The sequence below is a fragment of the Sphaerisporangium aureirubrum genome, from assembly GCF_042658925.1.
Lineage (GTDB): Bacteria > Actinomycetota > Actinomycetes > Streptosporangiales > Streptosporangiaceae > Sphaerisporangium > Sphaerisporangium aureirubrum.
In genome coordinates this window covers 1-19,105 of the sequence record NZ_JBHSRF010000032.1, presented here as the reverse complement: position 1 = coordinate 19,105, position 19,105 = coordinate 1, and the positions used below count along the sequence as shown (strand labels likewise).

Here is a 19,105-nt window from a genome sequence, read left to right as displayed (position 1 = left end):
TGACCGGGAGGGTGAGGTTTCAGAGTTGTTGTCGCGCGCAACACAGCAGGCTGCGGGCTCGCCGAGCATCGCCTCTCTTAGCGGACGGCTCCACGTGGCCTGCCGCGCTCCTCACGGGGCTCGCCGCTGGCGGGGCCACCCAAGCCTCCGATGCTGACGGGAGCGAGGTAGAAGCCCAAATCGTCAGAGCCTTTAGCCAGTTGGAAGCCCCAGGAAGCCAACACACGTAAGCCACGCCGACGAAAACCACAAGGCTTGAACGTCGGAAGCGAGGTCGCTTCCGAGCAGGGCGAACGTAGTAAGGGTTCGCGTCGATCTCGGCAAGTTTGGCCTTATGCCAAGCACGGAGCTGTTCGAGCCAGGGAAGCCGCACAGACTTACGTTAGATGCGACTCTCGGCTTCGTCACGTGGCTCAGGAGGGGTAGCGGTGACAGCGTTGACAAGGTCGGTAGGAGAGGCGGTATCCGCAGATCAGGGTGCGACCGAGGGCGTCACCGGCCAGCGTGACAGGAAATGACAGCGGTGACAGCTTGGCGGTGCCTCGGCAAGCTGTCACCGCCTGTCACGGCCTGTCAACCTGTGTCGGTGTGCTGGGTAACGGCAACTGACCTGCATGAACTCGCTGCCTGTCAACGCTGTCACGGTTGTCAATGGGATGCGGCGCGGAGAGGGGCAAGATGGGGGCGCGGAGGTCGAGAGTCGGTGTCGGACATGGGAGGGGCGCCGGATCGTGGTTGCGCGAACTGGTAGGCGCACTTCTGTCCGAAGAGACTGGCCTCCCAATTGGTCAGCTAATGTGGCCGGCAGCTAATCCAGATTCACCAGAACGCAACCTCATGTTCCGGTTCGTGCTCATGGCGATCAACCTCTCGCGAGATACGGCTACGGCGGACTCTGAAATTTTCCGACGCCTTGCCACGGCTCGAAATGGTCTGGCTCACGGATCCACTGCTACGGCAGAGGAATTCCCGGATCGTGAATGCATCGCATTGCTCGATAGATACATGAGTCTCGCGATAAGGAAAAGGAATATTTAATGGGCGTCAGGCTGTCGGCTTGCCGAAGGTCAGCAACGGCACATCGTAGAGTTCGGGCATTCTGGGGCGTGTCATGACTGGTGACAGTACCTCGACCACGAGCATCTCGGTTAGGAATTGCACCTTCGCGGACAGCAAGTGACTCGTGTGGCCAATGGCTGACCGCTCCTTGAGCCCGAGCGTGGTATGGATGTGTGGCAGGATCCCGCCTGTCTCCGTGTCTGCCGCTATGGTTCCGCATCCGAATGCTTCGGCATTCGTCAGGTGGACCTTCGACCACACAGGAGCGTCAGGGTTTGCCAGCTTCTCGCAGGTTCCTACGATCTCGGCCTCGGCAAATCCCGCAAGAAACATCGGGATGTAACCTTGTCGGACCCCGTTCTCTCGGCAGAAGTCGGCGAGAGCGCTCATGTAGTCGTCGCCATGGTCGAAGGTCACGCCGAAGGTGCGTCCAACGGTGAGTTCATGGGCTCGCATGCTCGGTTGCTCGATTCGTACGCAGGAGTTCGGGGGCGGCCTAGGGGAGACGTACGGGGCTTTTGCTGCGGCCACTGGCGAGTGCGAAAGTCTCTGTGATCTGGGTTCTAGTCTCGCTCGATGCGAGCATCAGGTGCAGCAGTACCCGCGCCTTGAGAGCATCCAGGTAACCGGAACTGATCAAGCCGCGCGCCAACAGGTCGCGCTCTGAGCCGTTGAACCCGTACGTGCTCTCGTGGACAGGGCCTGCGCCAATGCGGGAGGCCAGTACGACAGGGATCCTCTCCGCGAGTTCGGAGAGTGCCGGGACCATGTCCGCCGGCACGTGCCCGACCCCCATCGCGGCCACCACCAACCCGTCAGCGCGGTCACCGATTGCGAGAGCGGTTCCACCGTCGTCGCCCAGCGCCACGGTGTGGAGACCAACCCGGACAGCGCTGCGAGGGTCAGGTGTGACAACCGGTCCGCGGTCAAATCGCAGGGGAACGCTGATCCGACCTTCAATCACATGTCCCACCGGCCCATAGTTCGGCGAGACGAACGCCGCTGGACTGCTGGTGTGCGTCTTGCGTACCCATCGAGCCGCATGAACCTGATCATTGAAGACGACCAGGCACCCCAGTCCACGAGCCTCGCCGCTGGCTGCCGTACGGATGGCCGCGAGAAGATTGGCAGGGCCGTCGGCTCCCGCCATCGCCGGGTTTCGCATGGCTCCTGTTACCACCACCGGTGGCTGTCCGCCGTACATGAGGTCAAGCGCATACGCGGTCTCCTCGATGGTGTCGGTGCCTTGAGTTACCACTACGCCATCTATCCCGCGATCAACCGCGTGTCGAATGGCGCTGGCCAACTCCACCAGATCGGTGAACGACAGAGACGCCCCTGGGAGCTGCCGAAAGTCGTGCATCTCCAACTCCACATGGAGAGCCTCCAGCCCGGGAACCGCCGCCAAAAGGTCTCCTGCCGTCAACGCCGGAGTCACTCCTCCGCCAGCGCTCGGAGCCATGGCGATGGTGCCTCCAAGCGAGAAGACGGCAACGCGAGTAGAGACAGTCATACGAGATGCCTTTCCGAAAGTTCACTGGTCAACGAGCGGCAGTCACGCTGCCGCACGCTCCAGGTCATTGATGTACGTGCAAGCCACATCGATGCCAGCCACCGAGATCAATCGGCTACGAGGACGCAGCAAGCTCGCGCTCCCAACCTGTGCCAGCGCCTGGCAGCGAGTCTGGAGCCATGCCCAGTCAAGTGCGAGGTAGTCGGCCAGCGACCGCATACGCCTTGCTGGATCACGGCTCTCGATCACAGAGTAGGCCCCGACCTCGCCGGATGCCTCACGAAACTCTCGCAGTACGGACGGGCGATTGGTGGTATCCACGTGCCACATGCCAGCGCCACGGACCCAGTTAGCAATGATCGCTTGCTGACCGCCTAGAACGAATCCTTCGACGCCGGAGTAGGAAGGGTCGTCACAGACCTTCACGTGGATGCCAGTGGCTTCCATCAGCGCGATGGAGAGGAAGAGGAGGATGCGCTCGTAGTGCGGAGAGCCGTCGACAGCCTGCCGCGGGATACAGAACATGCGCACCGAGGCTTGTTCGCCTGTGCGGGACCGCACCGCTCGCAGATAGGCGTACTTGTGGTCGAACAGCAACCACGCGCACGCTTCTTCCCCCCGCTGCTCGCGCGTCCAGAAGACAGGCAAGTCAGGCAAGCCGTCCAGATTGCGCAGGATGTGACGGGCACAGAACTCTGATCCCAGCCACATATGAGACACGCTCCCCAGTTCGGGGGCAGCTTCTCGACTGACGGCAGAGGCCGAGAGCTTCTCGTAGGCCGACAGTTCCTCGCGTGAGAGGGCGAGATCCTGATCATCCGCCTGCAAACCGCCGTCAAGGCTGGCACATGCCCACAACAGGCCAAGGGAGAAGTCGTCCAGCTCGTAGGCGGTGGGGATGGCGATAGAACCGGAGTCTGGCGAGTTCGACAGCCGTCGTCGCGCCTCTCGCGCGTCCAGGGCGAAGAACCGCGGCGCGCCATTGGAGAGATCAGCTCCGACCAGCAAGGCGCGCCCGCTCGTGCGCGAGAACTGCGTCCATCTAGGGAGGTTCGTCAGCGACGCGAGGGCTCGCCCGTTCGACACCGATGCGTCATGAAACTGCATCTGAAGGGATGAGCCCTCCAGCACCCGCCCGGCGGGGAAGAGAGCAGTGAGATCCACTCCGTAGTCAGGGCTCGGCCGCGAGAGCTTGAGTTCGGGCCAGCGTTCCCGCATGAGACTAGTGAAGCCATAGGGGTCAGCCACTTCGCCGAGCGCCGGCGTGCCTCCCGCTAGAGGGCCGACTTGCGCGAGAAGCGCGGCAGTACTTCCCACAAGGAATGTCCTGCGACCTAGCCTCGCCCACATCTGCCCCTCCTCCACGTAGAAGGACAGTCTTTCGAGGGCCAGCGCATCAGGCGATGGCACTTCAATGGCATTTGGCTGACGGAATCCGAGCGTGTCGAACGCGCGTCCAGTCAGCGCCTCTAGCGCCCTCTGGTACGCGGGGCGTGGTCGGCCTACCTCGCCATCCTCCCAACGGGCGATCAACCGGGCGTCACAGGCAAGGCCGTGCTCCCCGATGAGGTCCGCGGCAGCTACCAGCGCCCGAGCGAACTCCTCTCGGGTCTCATGCCGCTCTTCCTCGCGAACCCGCCTTAGCACGAGGTTAGGCGTCTTCACCCTGCCACCGGCCACCGTCACGCCTCCCGCCGGCGCATCGGACATCGTTCGAAGTACGGCAACCGTAACCGTTCGGCTCTGTCGTCGCCAGACGGTTTGCCATTTGTGTGCCAGCCCAGACGCCATCGAGATGCCTATGCGCCTGGCCGTCTCCTTGTATCAGCGCGGCAATCGCCTGCTGGCAGCAGAAGGAGGGGGTGGGCAAATGGGTATCGGGATGACGTCGAAGGCGTCAATCTCTCGTGACTTGCGACGGCAGGCGATCGACAATTGCATTGAGGGCCTGCTCAGTCTTTGCCAGGACCAGTTTGGTCTGCCTGACCTGCTCACGGACCTGTTCGAGTTCGGCACGCAGGTGTGGGAGTTCTTCGATGAGAGGGGCGTCCGACAGGCGATCTCGGACGTACGCGCCACTGCCTACTCGTATCTCTACAAGTCCCATCGACTGAAGCAGGCGCACAGCCGCCTGCGCGGTGTTATGCGCCACGCCGTAGTCCGACGCGAGTTCGCGAATCGACCTAAGCTTCGCCCCTGGTGGATAAGTTTCGCCCTGCACAATTTGCTCTTTAAGGTCTTCTGCAATCCTTCGGCTCGCGTGCTGGCCGCCGCGTATCAGCTCTCCGTCTGCCACGGATCCAGCATATCGACCAACTGTCTTACGGCACACGGGTTGACTATGACGCTTGCATCGGCCTACTGTCTCAGTACAGCAGGGTTACTTAAGACGGTCGTGGCAGTCCTCACCTTCACAGCCCCCGCGAGAGGAGCAACCATGCGTTCCTTTGGATCCCGTCGAGTACTGCCGACCGTGCTGCTGATCTTCGCGGTCTTCTACCTGGTCCGCGACCCGCATGGCGCTGCCATGGCCGCCAAGGCGGCCATGAACGCAATCACGACTATGGCTGACGCCTTCAACGAGTTCTTCAACAGCCTGAACTGAGCAGTCACACGCTGGGGCGGTTCACCCCGCCAAGAGTCGAACCGCCCCAGCTCTCCCCACACAACCCATCCACTGAGCCATCGAGGAGTACCGCCATCATGGCAAATCTCGCTCGCTTAGACACTGCACACCCGACCGTCATTGACCGCTCGCCCCTGTCGCTGCGGCACATGGTCCGCGTTGAGCTGGTCACCGTCGACTTTCGCCGGCAGACCCCCATCAGCGGTAACCCGGTATGGGCGGTCGTTGAGCGGTACGAGGGTCGTCTGGTCAAGATCTGTGGCACCGCCGACGACCTCACCGAGTTGGTCACACTGGCGCGCGCCGCCGCTTGGAACTATGGCGCAACCTTCACCCCCGTGCACCCCTCGGCCCTGGCCGGACTCGGCGCGCCGGGCACGCTCACCGAGAACGCCGAGTGTGTCTATGACCCCGAGTTGCACGTCGGCCCCGCGGGCGGCGAGTCCGCCGAGGACAAGGCCGCGCGGGAAGCCGTCGCCCGTGATGTCTGCGCTTCGTGCCCGGCGCGGCTGGTCTGCGGCATCTATGCCCTGAAGGCTCGCCCCACCTCGGGCGTGTGGGCTGGCATGACCGTCGCCGAGATCAACACCGCGGCTGAGCTGCGCGAGGTGGCGTGATGAGCCACACCAGCACGCGGGCCCTGTCCGCCCCCATGCCCGGCCCCGTGGTGCTCGATCTGACCATGTCGCACGGTCAGATCACCGTGCAGGTCACCGACGCCGACAGCGCCGCGATCACTCTGACCGGCCCCGCCGAGGCCCTTGACGACGCCACGCTGTCCGCCGAGGCCCGTGTGGTGGCGGTCAACGTGCCCACCCCCGACCAGCCCGGCATGACCATCGTCACAGGCAACGGTGGCCGTACGGTCATCGCCGGCAACATCAACAGTGGCGTCATCGTGACCGGCGGCACCATGCACATCTCCGGCAGCGTGATCAGCGGGCGAGCCGTGTCCGGGATGAACGTGACGCCCGGCGTTCGCGCTGAGGTACGTCTCCCTCGCGGTTCGGCCCTGCGAGTCCGGAGCAAGTCCGCCGCGGTGAGCGTCCGTGGTGAGCTGGAGTGGGTTGACCACGCCTCGGTGTCCGGTGACCTGGACATGGACGGCTGCGGCAAGCTGACCGCTCGCACCACCTCCGGCGACATCCGCGCCGACTACCCCGATCACGCGACCGTGCAGACCGTTTCGGGGGACATCCGCCTCGGGCGCACCGAGACCGTCACCGCCTCGACCACCTCCGGTGACATCCACATCGAGGACTTCGGCGGAACGGGACAGCTCACGACCGTCTCGGGCGACATCACCGCCTACGCCACCGACGCCGGCCACCTGACCGCCTCGGCGACCTCCGGAGACATCACCGTCAAGGCCCCCGCCGAGTTGGCCACCTCCGGCGCGCTCACCGTTGACGCCCGCTCCATCAGCGGAGACGTGCGCACCCCACGCCCGGCGCCGGCCACTGTCCGCCCGCGTCGTCCCCGCCGCCCCTACAGCGACCGGTGAAGGGAGAGGGAACCGTGATCATCACCCTCCCTCAGACGCGCCCGTTGCCGAGCACGTCATGACCACCCCGGGCGCCGCCGAGAGCGTTCGCGGGCTGGCCATGCTGGTGCTCAGCCTCCTGCCCGACCTGCCCGAGGGGCAGACGGTGCGCGTTGCCATCGGTTGTGTGGGCGGTCGTCACCGCTCGGTGGCGCTGGCCGTCGCCCTGGCCGTCCGGCTGCACAGCGTCGGCTTCGGCGCCGAAGTGGAGCACCGCGACATCACCAAGCCCGTGCTGTCGAAGGGACACCACCGATGAGCCGCATCCGCGCCGCCTTCTGGGACCCCGCCGGCACCCGGTACGGCATTCCCACCTACCCGTGGCGGATGGCCCCGCCGCACCTGCTCACCCGCCGGCAGCTCACCGCCGAAGGGCTTCGCCCCGGCGGGCAGGGCGTACAGGCTCAAGTGCTGTGGCGTTCGCGCCGGCACGGCGCCCCTGGCGTTCGCGCCGCCTACCTCTACGACATCCGTTTCGCTCTGCCCAAGCGCACCGCCACCACTCGGCAGCGCGCCGCGCTGGACAAGGCGAACGCCGCACGCCGTACCTGCCCGCTCTGCCACATCGACGCCGGTTACGTGCTGCCGCGCCACCTCGGCGTGTGCCTGAACTGTGCCGAGGAGCGTGCCGCATGACCACCACCGACACCGTCAACAGCCCCCGCCCGTTGAGCGAGGGCGAGCACACCGCCGTCGCGGTGACCGCCGCGGTTACCGGCGTGCTCGGCCTGCTGGGGTTCGTCAACAGCTTCGAGCGTGTCGCCAAGGTGGCCGCCCCCTCGTTCGGCTGGTTCGCCTGGACCGTCCCCCTCGGCATCGACCTGGGTATCGCGGTGTTCTCCGCGCTGGACATCGTGCTCGCCCGCCTGGGGATGCGGCTGCGCTGGCTGCGGTTCATCCCCTGGGCACTGACCGCGGCAACGGTCTACCTCAACATCGCCGCCTACCTGGCCGCACCCCGGATCGACTGGTTCGCCGTGGTGGCTCACGCGGTGCTGCCGCTGCTGTGGGTCGTGGCCGTGGAAGTCGGCGCGCACGTCATCCGCAAGCGCGCCGACCTGGTCAAGCCCGACCGGATGGACGGCATCCGCCGCTCTCGCTGGCTGCTGGCCCCGCTCCCCACGTTCACCCTGTGGCGCCGCATGGTGCTGTGGGAGATCCGCAGCTACCCCGACGCCCTAACCCGCGAGCGTGACCGCATCCTGGCCAAGACCGACCTGCAAGACCACTACGGGCGCCTGTGGCGGTTCAAGGCCACCCGCCGCGAACGCGCGCTCTACCGCCTCGGCGAACTCGCCTCCGCCGGCGCGCCGGCCCCGCTTCAGATCACCGCCGAACAGGTCACACCTCCGCCCGCCACCCTGGCGCCGACCGCACCGGCCCGTCCGGCACTGACCGCCGCACCGCGCAAACGGACCGCCGCCGCCGAGGCAGGCGGCAAGCGCAAGACCACCGCCCGGACGACCAAGCGCACCGCACCGCCGGACGTGGACGAACTGATGCCGCTGGGGTGGAAGGTCTCCGCCGACCTGGACGCCCAAGGGCTCGCCCTCACCCGTGACCGGCTGCTGTCCGCCATCCGCCAGACCGGACAGTCCATCTCCTCCGACCGCGCCTCGGCGCTGCTGGTTCGGCTCAAGACCGAAGCACCGACCGACCCCGCCGAGACCGGTCAGACCGTACCCGCCGCCCTCACCGAGGACGACCACTAACCCACTCCCACCCCTCGCGGACGGTCCGCACGCCGGACCGCGGACCGTCCGCGCCCTGAAACAGCCGTGAACCACCGGACGGACCGCCACGCCGACCGCCGGACCGTCCGCCCCTTCCGCCCGCTTCGATCGGACAAGGACACACCGCCATGAGCAACCCGCTCGACCCTCGCGACGACCACGCCCCCGACCGGACCACAGACGAGATACAGACCGCGGACGACGCCGGCGGCAAGGACGCCGAGGTCGTCCACCTCGACACCGTCCGCGCCGGACGCCACCCCTACCCGCCTGCCGCCGACACCACCGCGCACACTGGACCGGCCACCGCACCGCGCGCGGACGGACCGCTGTTGGAAGGCGACGTCGTCCGGGTTGACCAGCCCGGCGGGGAGCGCCGTGACTGGCTGACCGACTTGGAGGAGAAGGCCCGGACCCGCCGGCCGATCGTCCCGCTGTGGCTGCGTTCGCGGACTGAGGCCGTCCACATCCTTCGCTGGGTCGGTGTGCATTACGCGCACGTCGCCGGTTACCAGGTGACCCGGACCCCGTTGTACGCCGGGCGGATGGCCGTCCGCTCCCCCCGCGGGTTCGCCCGTCTGGTGGGCGGAATGGTCAGGTGGACCTTCGATTTGGAGGGCGAGCCGGTACGGGTAGCTGCGGTCCAGAAGGCCGACCCGGAGAACTACCTCAAGCTGTCCCGTCAGCGGGACGCCCGTGTCCGGCTGCGTGTCCCGGCCGCCCTCGGCGTGCTGGTGACGCTGCTGATCGTGGGCATCGTGGTCGCCGCGGCGCCCACCACCGCGCAATGGGGCGCGCTGGCCGTCGCCCTGGCCGTTCTCGGCGTGGTCGGCAGGCCCGCCGACCGGCCGCTGATCGACCGCGCGGTCATCCCATCCTCGGTGGAGAAACTCACCAGCGACATCGTGATCCGTGCCATCACGGTCCTGGGTATCGCCGGCATCAATCAGGCCATGTCGAAGAACCCCAGGGACGCCATCCGGTTCGTCTCGCCGATCATGCGGGACGGCCCCGGCTGGCGTGCCGACATCGACCTGCCCTACGGCGTGACGGTGGGCGACATCCTCGACAAGCGGGACCGGATGGCCTCGGCGCTGCGGCGCCCCCTCGGCTCGATCTGGCCCGAGGGCGACTCGACCATTCACGAGGGCCGGCTGATCCTGTGGGTCGGTGACAAGGACCTGTCCAAGACCGTGGTCAGGTCGCCGCTGGTCAAGGCCGGCTCGCACGATGTGTTCCGCGGCATCCCGTTCGGCGCCGACCCCCGAGGCCGCCCGATCACCGTGCCGATCATCGAGCAGAACATCCTGATCGGCTCCCAGCCCGGCCAGGGCAAGACCGCATCGGTGCGCGTGCTGGCCTCGGGGGCGGCACTGGACCCCTCGGTCGAGCTGTGGATTCACGAACTTAAGGGCACCGGCGACCTCGACGTCCACGAGCAGAACGCCCACCGGTTCGTCTCCGGCATCGATGACCCCTCCATCGCCTACGCCGCCGACTCCCTCGCTCTGCTGCGCAAGGAGGTCATGCGCCGCGCCGCCGCGATCAAGACGCTGCCGCCGGACCTGTGCCCGGACAAGAAGGTGACCCGGCAGATCGCCGACAAGCGCGCCCTTGGCCTGCATCCGCTGGTGGCCATCTTCGACGAGTGTCAGAACCTGTTCGCCCATGAGGAGTACGGCGCCAAGGCCGGCGAGGATGCCGAGTTCATCATCAAACTCGGCCGCGCCCTCGGCGTGGTGCTGATCCTGGCCACCCAGCGCCCCGACAAGCGGAGCCTGCCCACCGGCATCAGCGCGAACGTGACCATCCGGTTCTGTCTGCGCGTCGCCGGACAGCTCGAAAACGACATGATCCTTGGCACCTCGTCCTACCAGAACGGCATCCGGGCGACGTTGTTCGTGCCCGGCCCGCCGGACAAGGGCGGCGACGCCGGTACCGGCTACCTGGTCGGCGCCACCCCGATGCCCAAGGTCGTCAAGTCGGCCTATCTCAACACCCCCGCCACCCAGAAGATCGCCGACCGCGCCCACGCCCTACGTCAGGCCCGCGGCACGCTGTCCGGTCACGCCCTCGGCGAGACCCCCGCCCCCACCGCCCCGGCTCACGACCTGCTCGCCGACATCCTCGCCGTAGTCGCCGCATCCGAGGCCAAGGTGTGGAACGAGGTCGTCGTGGCCCGGCTCGCCGAGCTTCGGCCCGAGGCATACGGGCCGTGGATGGAGCTGGAGGCCGACGCCCGCGCCGCCCAGCTCACCACCGCGCTCAAGCCCTACGGCGTGCGCACTGGTCAGGTGTGGGGCACCCCCGAGGGCGGCGGCAAGGGCGCCAACCGGCGCGGCATCACCCGCGACGACATCACCGCAGCCATCACCGAACGTGACGGAAAGAAGAGGTCCGGCGGCGCCGCCTGACCCGCGAACCGGTGCTAGGTCTAGCACCTTCCCCCGCTAGACCTAGCACCCCCGCTAGCGCCCCATCCGCCGATCTACCAGCGAACTAGCGTCTAGCGCTCCACCTGCGAGAACCTCGCAAACCGCTCTGGAGGCCCCCGTGGGACCCCTCATCGCCCTGCTAGTCCTCTGCCTACCCGCCATCACGCTCGGTTACATCGGCTTCTGCTACGCCTCCCCGTGGGGCACCTGCCGGCGATGCGGCTCCGCGTCCGCGGCCAAGCGCCGCCGCACCTGCCGCGCCTGCGACGGCACCGGCATGCGCCCCCGCATCGGCTGGCGCCTGTACGTCTACGCCCGCCGCCTGCACCGCGACGGCACCCGCTGACCCTCTCACCGAAAGGACGCCCCGGCATGCGCAAGATTCACGCCCTCTACGACGTCACCCCCGGAAGCATCTGGGCCGACCAGAGCGCGATGGGCCGCACCGTTCTGGTCACCGCGATCGACGGACAGCACGCCATCTGCACCATCCTGACCAACTCCCACGACGTTCAGCGCGTGGTGGACGACCCCTCGCGCGGCAACCCGCGAGACATGCGCGGCACCACCTGCCGCATCCGCCTGGACCGGATGCGCCCCACCTGCGACGGCTACGCGTTCGTGACCGCCACCGGCGCCCACCTGGCCGCACTGCTCACCCCCACGCCCTGACACCCCCTGCCCTGATGGAAGGAAGGCCGCTCATGTCCGGCGAGACCACCATCACCATCGCCCTGTTCGCCCTGCCGCCGGGCGTCGCGCTTGCCGTCATCGGCTACCGCTACGCGCTGACCCGCAGCCCCGAGGTCCGCTGCCGCCCGTGCCGCGGCACCGGCTACCGCCTGAGCCGAGTGTTCGCCCACTCCGACGCCTGCTGCCCCACCTGCGCGGGCACCGGACGCCGGCCCCGCACCGGTGCCCGCCTGCTCAACGTCCGCTGACCCTGATCACCGAAAGGAACCCGCCCATGTCCGGCGAGACCACCATCACCGTCATCGGCAACCTCACCGCCGACCCCGAACTGCGCTACACCACAAGCGGCCTGGCCGTGGCGGGCTTCACCGTCGCCTCGACCCCGCGCACCTTCAACCGCCAGACCGGCGCGTGGGACGACGGCACCACCCTGTTCATGCGCTGCTCGGCATGGCGAGAGCTGGCCGACCACGTCGCCGAGTCCCTCACCCGCGGCACCCGCGTCATCGTCACCGGCCGGCTGTCCCAGCGCGACTACGAGACCCGCGAGGGCGACAAGCGCACCGTCATGGAGCTGACCGTGGACGAGATCGGCCCCTCCCTGCGCTTCGCCACCGCCAAGCCCGTCAAGACCACCCGCACCGGCAACGGCACCCGCGGCGGCAGCACGCCGGCGGCGAACGACGACCCGTGGACCCCGTCCACCCCCGCCCCCTCCCCGGCGGGAGCCGCACCCGGCGGCACCTGGCACGGCAACGACGAACCGCCCTTCTAACCCGCCCGCCCCGCCCCTGAACGCGCCTCGGGGTGGCACCTCACCGCTCCGCCACCCCGAGGCGCCCACGAAGGGAGACAGCCCGTCATGGCACACCCCTCCACCGCTGAACAGTCAGCCCTGTTCGTCGCCGACCTGGACACCGGCACCCCGATATCGGGCGTGACCTCCATCGGCGCCGACCCCGCCGCCAGTGACGCCGCCCTCGTCGGTGACGGCTACCTGTGGCTGGCCACGGCCCTGCCCCGCCCTCACCCTCCTGCCTGCCACAGGTGCCACCTGCCGGAAGTCCTCCCGGCCTCGGCGCCCGTGCTGTGGACCTGCCCACGCTGCCACCCGCAGGAGACCCGATGACCACCACCACCCGAACCGGCCTACCGGCCAGCTACATGCGCCGCCACGGCGAGCACACCATGACCGTTCACACCCCCGCCGGCTTCGACCCCCACGCGTTCGCCGCCTTCGCCGCGAGCGAGGAAGTTCTGGGGCTGGACGTGGAGACCAGCGCGATAGACGACAAGAGCGCCCGCCAGTTCGCCCCCGGCTTCACCGTGCGACTCGTCCAGTTCGCCGGCCCCGCCGAGGCATGGGTCCTGGACCCCACCGACCCGGCACAGCACGCCGCGATCTGCGCCACGCTCGCCGACCCCGCCCGGCGGTTCGTCACCCACACCAACTACGACCCGCTCGCCGTCTGGGCGGTGTTCGGCATCGCCATCGGACAGCGCGTCATCGACACCCACCTGATCTCCAAGCTGATCGACCCCGACGAACGCGCCGGCCACGGGCTCAAGGAACTGACCGCCCGCCACCTCGACAACGGCCTGCGCGACGCCGAGGCCGCGCTCCACGCCCGGATGCGCGCCACCGCCCCCACCGGGCACCGCGCCGGCAACGCCTGGCTCACCTGGGGCTGGAACCACCTCCCCACCGATGACGAGGCATACCTGGTCTACGCCGGACTCGACGCCATCTACGCCCGGAGGTTGCTCCCGGCGCTGCTGGCACACTGCCGCGCCTTCACCCACCTGGTGCGCATGGAACAGTGGCTCGCCGCCCGCGCCACCGCCATCACCATCCGCGGCCTGCAACTCGATCGCCCCTACACCACCCGCTTACTCGCCGAGATCCAGGGCGAGCACGCCGCCGCCAACGCCCGGATCACCGCCGCGCTCGGCTTCCCCGGCGCCTCGCCACGCTTCGCCGCCTGGCTGGACACCCAGCTCACCACCGCGCACATCACCGACCTGCCCCGAACGCCGACCGGCCGTCTCCAGATCACCGCCGACGCCCTCACCGCCCTGACCGAACACCACTCCGCGGCGCTGCCCGCCTCGGTGGCCGAACTAATCACCGCGCGGCTGGTCATGGCGGGCACCTCCAACCTGATCGCCAACCTCAAGTCCTTCCTTAAGGCCGCCGACCCCGCCGGACGCGTCCATCCGCAGATCAACACTCTGCGCGCCAAGACCGCCCGCATGTCCATCACCGGCCCCGCCCTGCAAACCCTCAAGAAACACGACCCGCGGCTACGACGCTGTTTTGCCGCCGACCCCGGACACGTGCTCATCTCCTGCGACTTCTCCCAAGTAGAGGTCCGCGTGGCCGCAGCCCTGTCCGACGACCCCACCTTGAAACAGGTCATCGCCTCAGGGACCGACATCCACGACGCCACCGCCGCCCTGATGTACGGTCCCGGCTTCACCTCCGCACAGCGCACCCTGTCCAAGCGATGCACCTTCGGCACCCTGTACGGCGGCGGCGCCGGCGCCCTCGCCGAACAGACCGGCGTCACCACCGACGTAGCACGGCAGGTCATCGCCCGATGGCGGACCACCTACCCCGCCGTCATCGCCTACACCGCCCAGCTCGCCACCGCCAAGACGGTGGTCACCCCCAGCGGACGCCACATTTCCGCCGACCCCGCCCGCGGCTACGCCAACGGCAACTACATGGTCCAATCCACCGCCCGTGACCTGCTGCTGGCCGCCGTCTACACCTTCGCCACCCGCCATCCACAGGCCAAGCTGTGGCTGTTCGTCCACGACGAGGTCATCATCCAAGCCCCCGCCGGCGACGCCGAACGCCTGCGCACCGCACTGCAAGAGGCCATGACCACGACGTTCCGCGGCGTGCCGATCCTGGCCGACGCCGAGATCCTCGGCACCCACTGGGGCCACCTCCCCGAAGCCACCACCGCCCCCACCGTGCACCTCGCCACAGCGGATCAGCGGGCCGCCTGACCTCGCCATCCCCCTCTTGGTGGCCTACCAGCCCACACGCCTAGGCCACCAAGAGGGGGACCGGCCCCCACGGCACACCCGTTCGCCCTGCGCGCCGTCTCACAGGAGGAATCGATGACCGCCGCCCACCTCGCCACACCGCGGGACGCGCGGGCCTACCTCGCCGCCTACGCGCTGGCCGCCGCCGCCCGCGGCTGGCACGTCTTCCCGATCACCCCACGCGGCAAGTACCCGCTCAAAAACACCCGCGCATGGGAGGCCACCGCCACCACCGACCCCGAGACCATCACCGCCACCTGGGCACGCGCCCCCTACAACATCGGCATCGCCACCGGCCCGTCCGCTCTCATCGTCATCGACCTCGACCAGCCCAAGCCCGACCAGACGCCGCCGCCTCGCTGGGACCTGCCCGGCATCACCAACGGCGCCGATGTCCTGGCAGCGCTCTGCCGGCAAGCCGGACAGTCGATGCCGCCCGACACCTTCACCGTCACCACTCGCCGCGGGGGAACCCATCTGTACTACGCCATCCCGCCCGGCCACCCCCTCGGCAACACCGCCGGTGACAAAGGCCGCGGCCTGGGCTGGCTCATCGACACCCGTGCATCCGGCGGCTACGTCGTCGGTCCCGGCAGCTACGTGGCTCTACCGGATGGCGCCGGCAGCTACACCGTCACCAACCCGGCCCCCGCCGCGCCTCTGCCCGGCTGGCTCGCCGACCGCCTCACCGCGCTACCCGAGCCCACGGCCCTCAGCACCGGTGATTTCCTCGCTACCCTGCCCGCCCACCGGCTCACCCGCTACGGCGAGGCTGCCTTACGTGGTGAGATCGACCGCGTCGCCACCGCCCGCCCCGGCACCCGCAATCCCGCGCTCAACCTCGCCGCCTGGAAACTCGGCAAGCTCATCGCCAGCGGCGCCCTGCCCCGCCACCTGGCCGAACAAGGACTCCAGGCCGCCGCCGAAACCGCCTATGCCGCCGGCGACCCCGACTCACCCAGCGAGATCCGCGCCGTCATCACTGCCGGTATCAACGCCGGAATCAACGCCCTGCCCGCGCACCCCTCTCACCTGAGGGCGCGATGAACGCCGACCCGCACACCTGGGAAACGCCGGTACCGATCGGCCAACGCGCCCAACTCCCGACCTTCCCCGCCCACGTCTTCCCCGGCTGGCTCGCCGACTTCGTGACCGCGCTGGCCGAGGAAACCCAAACCCCTCCCGACCTGGCCGGCTGCATCGCACTGGCCGCCATCTCCACCGCCGCCGGCGGACGCGCCATCGTGTGCGTGCGCGGCACCTGGACCGAACCGGTCAACATCTACACCGTCGCGGCCATGCCGCCCGGCTCCCGCAAAAGCCCGGTATTCCGCGCGATCGTCACCCCATTGCTCGGCGCCGAGGCGATCCTCCAAGAACGCATCAAGCCCCAGATCACCGAAGCCAAAATTGCACAGAAGGTCGCCCACGAGGCTGCCGAGAAAGCGGCCATCAAAGCCACCACCGCCCGCGGAGAGACCCTCCCAGACGCACTGGCCGCAGCACAAAGCGCCGCCCTGGCCGAGGAAGACATCACCGTCCCCGTACTCCCACGACTCGTCAGCGACGACGCCACCCCCGAAACCGCCACAACCCTTCTCGCCGAACAAGGCGGACGCCTCGCCGTGCTCAGCGCCGAGGGCGGCATCTTCGCCACCCTCGCCGGCCGCTACTCCGGCACCCCCAACCTGGACCTGTTCCTCAAAGGCCACGCCGGAGACCTGCTCATCGTGGACCGTCGCGACCGCCGCGAACGCATCGACAACCCCGCCCTCACCCTTGGACTCGCCGTCCAACCCGAGATCATCACCGAAATCGCCAAATCGCCCGGCTTCCGCGGCAAAGGACTACTCGGCCGAATCCTCTACAGCCTCCCCGCCTCCAACGTCGGATACCGAAACACCGAACCCGACCCCATCCCCGACATCGTGTCGGCCACCTACACCGCCAACCTGGAAAGCCTCGTGCTCAGCATGCACGGCTGGGAGGACCCCGCCCGGCTCATCCTCTCCCCAGAGGCCGCCGAACTGTTCGCCGCCCAACGCCGCCGCACCGAACCCCGGCTACGACCCAACACCGGCGACCTCAGTCACATCGCCGACTGGGCCGCCAAATTCGACGGCGCCGTAGCCCGCCTCTCCGGACTCCTGCACCTGGTCAGCCACATAGAAGACGGATGGCGCCGCCCCATCGCCGACACCACCATGGCCGCCGCCATAGAGCTGGGCGAATACTTCACCGGCCACGCCCTCGCTGCCTTCGACGCCATGGGCGCCGACCCCGATCAGGAAGCCGCCCGCGTCGTCCACGAATGGCTGACTCGCGCACGGCCCGAACGCTTCACCCGCCGTGACGCACATCGCGCGTTGCAACGCCGCTTTAAGAAGGCCGCCGACCTGGAACCCGCCTTCGAACTGCTGGAACACCTCGGTTGGATTCGCCGTGAGCCCGAACCGTTTGGAATCCGCGGTAATCCATCACCCCGCTACGCGGTTCACCCCGATCTCTGCCAACCCGCCGCCTGACCGCCGAGAGGCAAGGGAGACACCCGCCTATGACCACAGCCAAGCCGCGAGGAACGCTCACCCTCGCCGAATTCTGCGAAGAACTCCAGATCAGCCGACGCACCTTCTACGAATGGCGCGCCAAGGGGCGCGCCCCACGCTGCCTCAAGCTGCCCAACGGCGACCTCCGCATCCGCCGCACCGACTTCGAACAGTGGCTCACCGCCCTGGAGGACGCCGCCTGATGAAAGACATCACCTACGACGTTCGCGTTTACAAGACCGACGTCTACAAGGGCAAGAAATCCACAACCTATTACGTGCGGTGGAAAGTCGGAAACAAGACATGGAAGAAGCCATTTCGCAATGCGGCTCAGGCCGACACCTACCGGGGAGAAATTCAGGCCGCCGCGCGGAAGGGCGAGGCGTTCAGCCTGCTCACCGGAGAGCCGATCTCGTGGCACCGGGCGGAACGCCCTGACATGAGCTGGTATGGCTTCGCCTGCATGTTCGTGGACATGAAATGGAAAGACGCTTCAGCGAAGTACCGTCAAGACATCGCACGGGCGCTCACCGCCGCCACCCCCGCCATGTTCGCAAGCGAGCGAGACAAGCCTGATGACGTCCTCACCCGCACGGCCCTGCGCCGTTGGGGCTTCAACACCAAACAGCGGGACGAGGCACGCGGGAGCGTGGCTGACGCGCTTCGCTGGCTGTCAACGAACACCAAGCCCGTTGCTGCGCTGGCCGATGATCCCGCTCTCGTAAGAGCCCTGATCGACACAGCCACCTCCCGCCTGGACGGTAAGCGGGCGGCCACGAGTACCGTTCTCCGGCACAAAACGATCCTACAAAACGCCCTTGATTACGCCGTCGAGCTGAAACTACTTCCGGACAATTCGCTCAAGGGCATCAAATGGAAGACGCCAAAAACCAGCCACGAGGTGGATCGCCGGAGCGTCCTCAACCACGGCCAAGCCCGTGCCCTACTGGCTGCGGTAGAGGCTCAGAAACCGAGTGGCAAGCGCCTGGTGGCATTCTTCGCGCTGATATACTACGCGGGACTTCGCCCCGAGGAAGTCGTTAGCCTGCGGGACCACAACGTCACCCTTCCGCCCCTGGTCCTCAACGAGGAGACCGGCGAATGGGAGGAGCCGGAGGAGTGGGGAGAGCTGCACTTCGCCAAGGCGGCCCCGTTCGCCGGACGGGAGTGGACTGATGGCGGGACGCTCCGCGAGGAACGCTCGCTCAAGCACCGCGCGGATGGTCACGCCCGCCCCGTGCCCGTCCCGCCTGCACTGGTCCGGATTCTCCGTGCGCACCTGGCCGCGCCGTACGGCAAGGCCGCCGATGGCCGGTTGTTCTCCGGCGTGCGCGGGGGAGAGCTGCCCGGCATCACCTACCGGCGGGTTTGGGCCAAGGCCCGGCAGGCTGCCTTCACGCGGGAGGAGATCGCATCACCGCTGGCAAAGAGGGTTTACGATCTCCGCCACGCCTGTGTGTCCACGTGGCTCAACGCGGGAGTACCGCCTACACAGGTAGCTGAGTGGGCCGGCCACAGCGTGGACGTCCTGCTCAAGATCTACGCCAAGTGCATCGTCGGCCAAGACGAGGTCGCCAAGCGCCGGATCGCCGAGGCGCTTAAGGACGACCGGCAGTGATTCCGACTCTCGAAAACTTGGGCACGTATCCGGCACGATCAACCGCAGACGACCGCCGCTAGCCGCACACCACCGCACATAGCAAGAGGGCCCTCGACCGGCATACGCGCTGGTCAAGGGCTCTTTTTGATGGTCGGCGGTGGTAGGGCGGGTGGGACTTGAACCCACGACCTACGGATTATGAGTCCGCTGCTCTGACCGGCTGAGCTACCGCCCCGCAAGCTTGGAGTCTCTCACATCTTGGGGGGTGGGGGGCGGGGGAGTTGGTCACTTTGGGTGGGG

21 protein-coding genes and 1 tRNA gene are annotated in these 19,105 nt (G+C 67.8%); 17 read left to right on the top strand and 5 right to left on the bottom strand.

Translation table 11 applies throughout. From position 1 onward, the window contains the following. Positions 1–1,044: 1,044 nt before the first annotated feature. The 4 genes from ACFP1K_RS21305 to ACFP1K_RS21290 all read right to left on the bottom strand — a co-directional run bounded on the left by ACFP1K_RS21305 (position 1,045) and on the right by ACFP1K_RS21290 (position 4,793). Positions 1,045–1,515: a PPC domain-containing DNA-binding protein gene (locus ACFP1K_RS21305; RefSeq protein WP_380755993.1), complete on the bottom strand. Its 471-nt coding sequence runs from the start codon at positions 1,513–1,515 to the stop codon at positions 1,045–1,047. Positions 1,516–1,555: 40 nt separating this feature from the next. Next, entirely contained in the window at positions 1,556–2,572 is a 1,017-nt protein-coding gene (locus ACFP1K_RS21300; RefSeq protein WP_380755991.1) for an asparaginase, read from the bottom strand. A gap of 42 nt (positions 2,573–2,614) precedes the next feature. Continuing rightward, the gene (locus ACFP1K_RS21295) at positions 2,615–4,282 is read right to left on the bottom strand and encodes a hypothetical protein (protein ID WP_380755989.1); all 1,668 of its coding nucleotides are present in this window, start codon (positions 4,280–4,282) and stop codon (positions 2,615–2,617) included. A 187-nt stretch (positions 4,283–4,469) separates the two neighbouring features. Then, positions 4,470–4,793, bottom strand: a complete 324-nt coding sequence (locus tag ACFP1K_RS21290) for a GntR family transcriptional regulator (protein ID WP_380756088.1) — start codon at positions 4,791–4,793, stop codon at positions 4,470–4,472. A 216-nt stretch (positions 4,794–5,009) separates the two neighbouring features. On the opposite strand from ACFP1K_RS21290, the gene ACFP1K_RS21285 reads away from it, so the two are divergent. From ACFP1K_RS21285 to ACFP1K_RS21205, 17 genes are all read left to right on the top strand, one after another. Continuing rightward, a complete protein-coding gene (locus tag ACFP1K_RS21285; protein WP_380755987.1) occupies positions 5,010–5,177 on the top strand; it encodes a hypothetical protein in 168 nt (55 codons plus the stop codon). Between the two features lie 98 nt (positions 5,178–5,275). Then, on the top strand, positions 5,276–5,815 hold the full coding sequence (locus ACFP1K_RS21280; protein WP_380755985.1) for a WhiB family transcriptional regulator: 540 nt from the start codon (positions 5,276–5,278) through the stop codon (positions 5,813–5,815). Then, a complete protein-coding gene (locus ACFP1K_RS21275; protein WP_380755983.1) occupies positions 5,815–6,702 on the top strand; it encodes a DUF4097 family beta strand repeat-containing protein in 888 nt (295 codons plus the stop codon). Before ACFP1K_RS21280 ends, ACFP1K_RS21275 begins: the two co-directional genes overlap by 1 nt. Continuing rightward, positions 6,605–7,000, top strand: a complete 396-nt coding sequence (locus ACFP1K_RS21270; RefSeq protein WP_380755981.1) for a RapZ C-terminal domain-containing protein — start codon at positions 6,605–6,607, stop codon at positions 6,998–7,000. The genes ACFP1K_RS21275 and ACFP1K_RS21270 overlap by 98 nt, the downstream gene beginning before the upstream one ends. Then, positions 6,997–7,377: an RRQRL motif-containing zinc-binding protein gene (locus tag ACFP1K_RS21265; protein ID WP_380755979.1), complete on the top strand. Its 381-nt coding sequence runs from the start codon at positions 6,997–6,999 to the stop codon at positions 7,375–7,377. Before ACFP1K_RS21270 ends, ACFP1K_RS21265 begins: the two co-directional genes overlap by 4 nt. Further along, on the top strand, positions 7,374–8,453 hold the full coding sequence (locus ACFP1K_RS21260; RefSeq protein WP_380755977.1) for a DUF2637 domain-containing protein: 1,080 nt from the start codon (positions 7,374–7,376) through the stop codon (positions 8,451–8,453). Before ACFP1K_RS21265 ends, ACFP1K_RS21260 begins: the two co-directional genes overlap by 4 nt. Before the next feature lie 149 nt (positions 8,454–8,602). Next, a complete protein-coding gene (locus ACFP1K_RS21255) occupies positions 8,603–10,888 on the top strand; it encodes a cell division protein FtsK (protein ID WP_380755975.1) in 2,286 nt (761 codons plus the stop codon). 139 nt (positions 10,889–11,027) lie between these two features. Then, the gene (locus tag ACFP1K_RS21250; protein ID WP_380755973.1) at positions 11,028–11,255 is read left to right on the top strand and encodes a hypothetical protein; all 228 of its coding nucleotides are present in this window, start codon (positions 11,028–11,030) and stop codon (positions 11,253–11,255) included. Positions 11,256–11,281: 26 nt separating this feature from the next. Continuing rightward, a complete protein-coding gene (locus ACFP1K_RS21245) occupies positions 11,282–11,581 on the top strand; it encodes a hypothetical protein (RefSeq protein ID WP_380755971.1) in 300 nt (99 codons plus the stop codon). Positions 11,582–11,613: 32 nt separating this feature from the next. Continuing rightward, a complete protein-coding gene (locus ACFP1K_RS21240) occupies positions 11,614–11,850 on the top strand; it encodes a hypothetical protein (RefSeq protein WP_380755969.1) in 237 nt (78 codons plus the stop codon). A gap of 26 nt (positions 11,851–11,876) precedes the next feature. Beyond that, positions 11,877–12,377 carry a single-stranded DNA-binding protein gene (locus ACFP1K_RS21235; protein WP_380755967.1) on the top strand — a complete coding sequence of 167 codons (501 nt, stop codon included), beginning with the start codon at positions 11,877–11,879 and terminating at the stop codon, positions 12,375–12,377. An 87-nt stretch (positions 12,378–12,464) separates the two neighbouring features. Further along, entirely contained in the window at positions 12,465–12,731 is a 267-nt protein-coding gene (locus tag ACFP1K_RS21230) for a hypothetical protein (RefSeq protein WP_380755965.1), read from the top strand. Then, positions 12,728–14,620, top strand: a complete 1,893-nt coding sequence (locus tag ACFP1K_RS21225) for a DNA polymerase (protein WP_380755963.1) — start codon at positions 12,728–12,730, stop codon at positions 14,618–14,620. Before ACFP1K_RS21230 ends, ACFP1K_RS21225 begins: the two co-directional genes overlap by 4 nt. Before the next feature lie 114 nt (positions 14,621–14,734). Then, positions 14,735–15,706 (top strand): bifunctional DNA primase/polymerase, encoded by a 972-nt coding sequence (locus ACFP1K_RS21220; protein WP_380755961.1) that lies wholly within the window; start codon positions 14,735–14,737, stop codon positions 15,704–15,706. Then, positions 15,703–17,184, top strand: a complete 1,482-nt coding sequence (locus tag ACFP1K_RS21215; protein WP_380755959.1) for a YfjI family protein — start codon at positions 15,703–15,705, stop codon at positions 17,182–17,184. The genes ACFP1K_RS21220 and ACFP1K_RS21215 overlap by 4 nt, the downstream gene beginning before the upstream one ends. Positions 17,185–17,213: 29 nt before the next feature. Continuing rightward, positions 17,214–17,408, top strand: coding sequence for a helix-turn-helix transcriptional regulator (locus ACFP1K_RS21210; RefSeq protein WP_380755957.1), 195 nt, complete (start codon positions 17,214–17,216; stop codon positions 17,406–17,408). Continuing rightward, entirely contained in the window at positions 17,408–18,823 is a 1,416-nt protein-coding gene (locus ACFP1K_RS21205) for a tyrosine-type recombinase/integrase (RefSeq protein WP_380755955.1), read from the top strand. The genes ACFP1K_RS21210 and ACFP1K_RS21205 overlap by 1 nt, the downstream gene beginning before the upstream one ends. A 140-nt stretch (positions 18,824–18,963) precedes the next feature. Here the strand turns inward: ACFP1K_RS21205 and ACFP1K_RS21200 are convergent. Beyond that, positions 18,964–19,040 (bottom strand) — tRNA-Ile (locus ACFP1K_RS21200). Between the last annotated feature and the right edge of the window lie 65 nt (positions 19,041–19,105).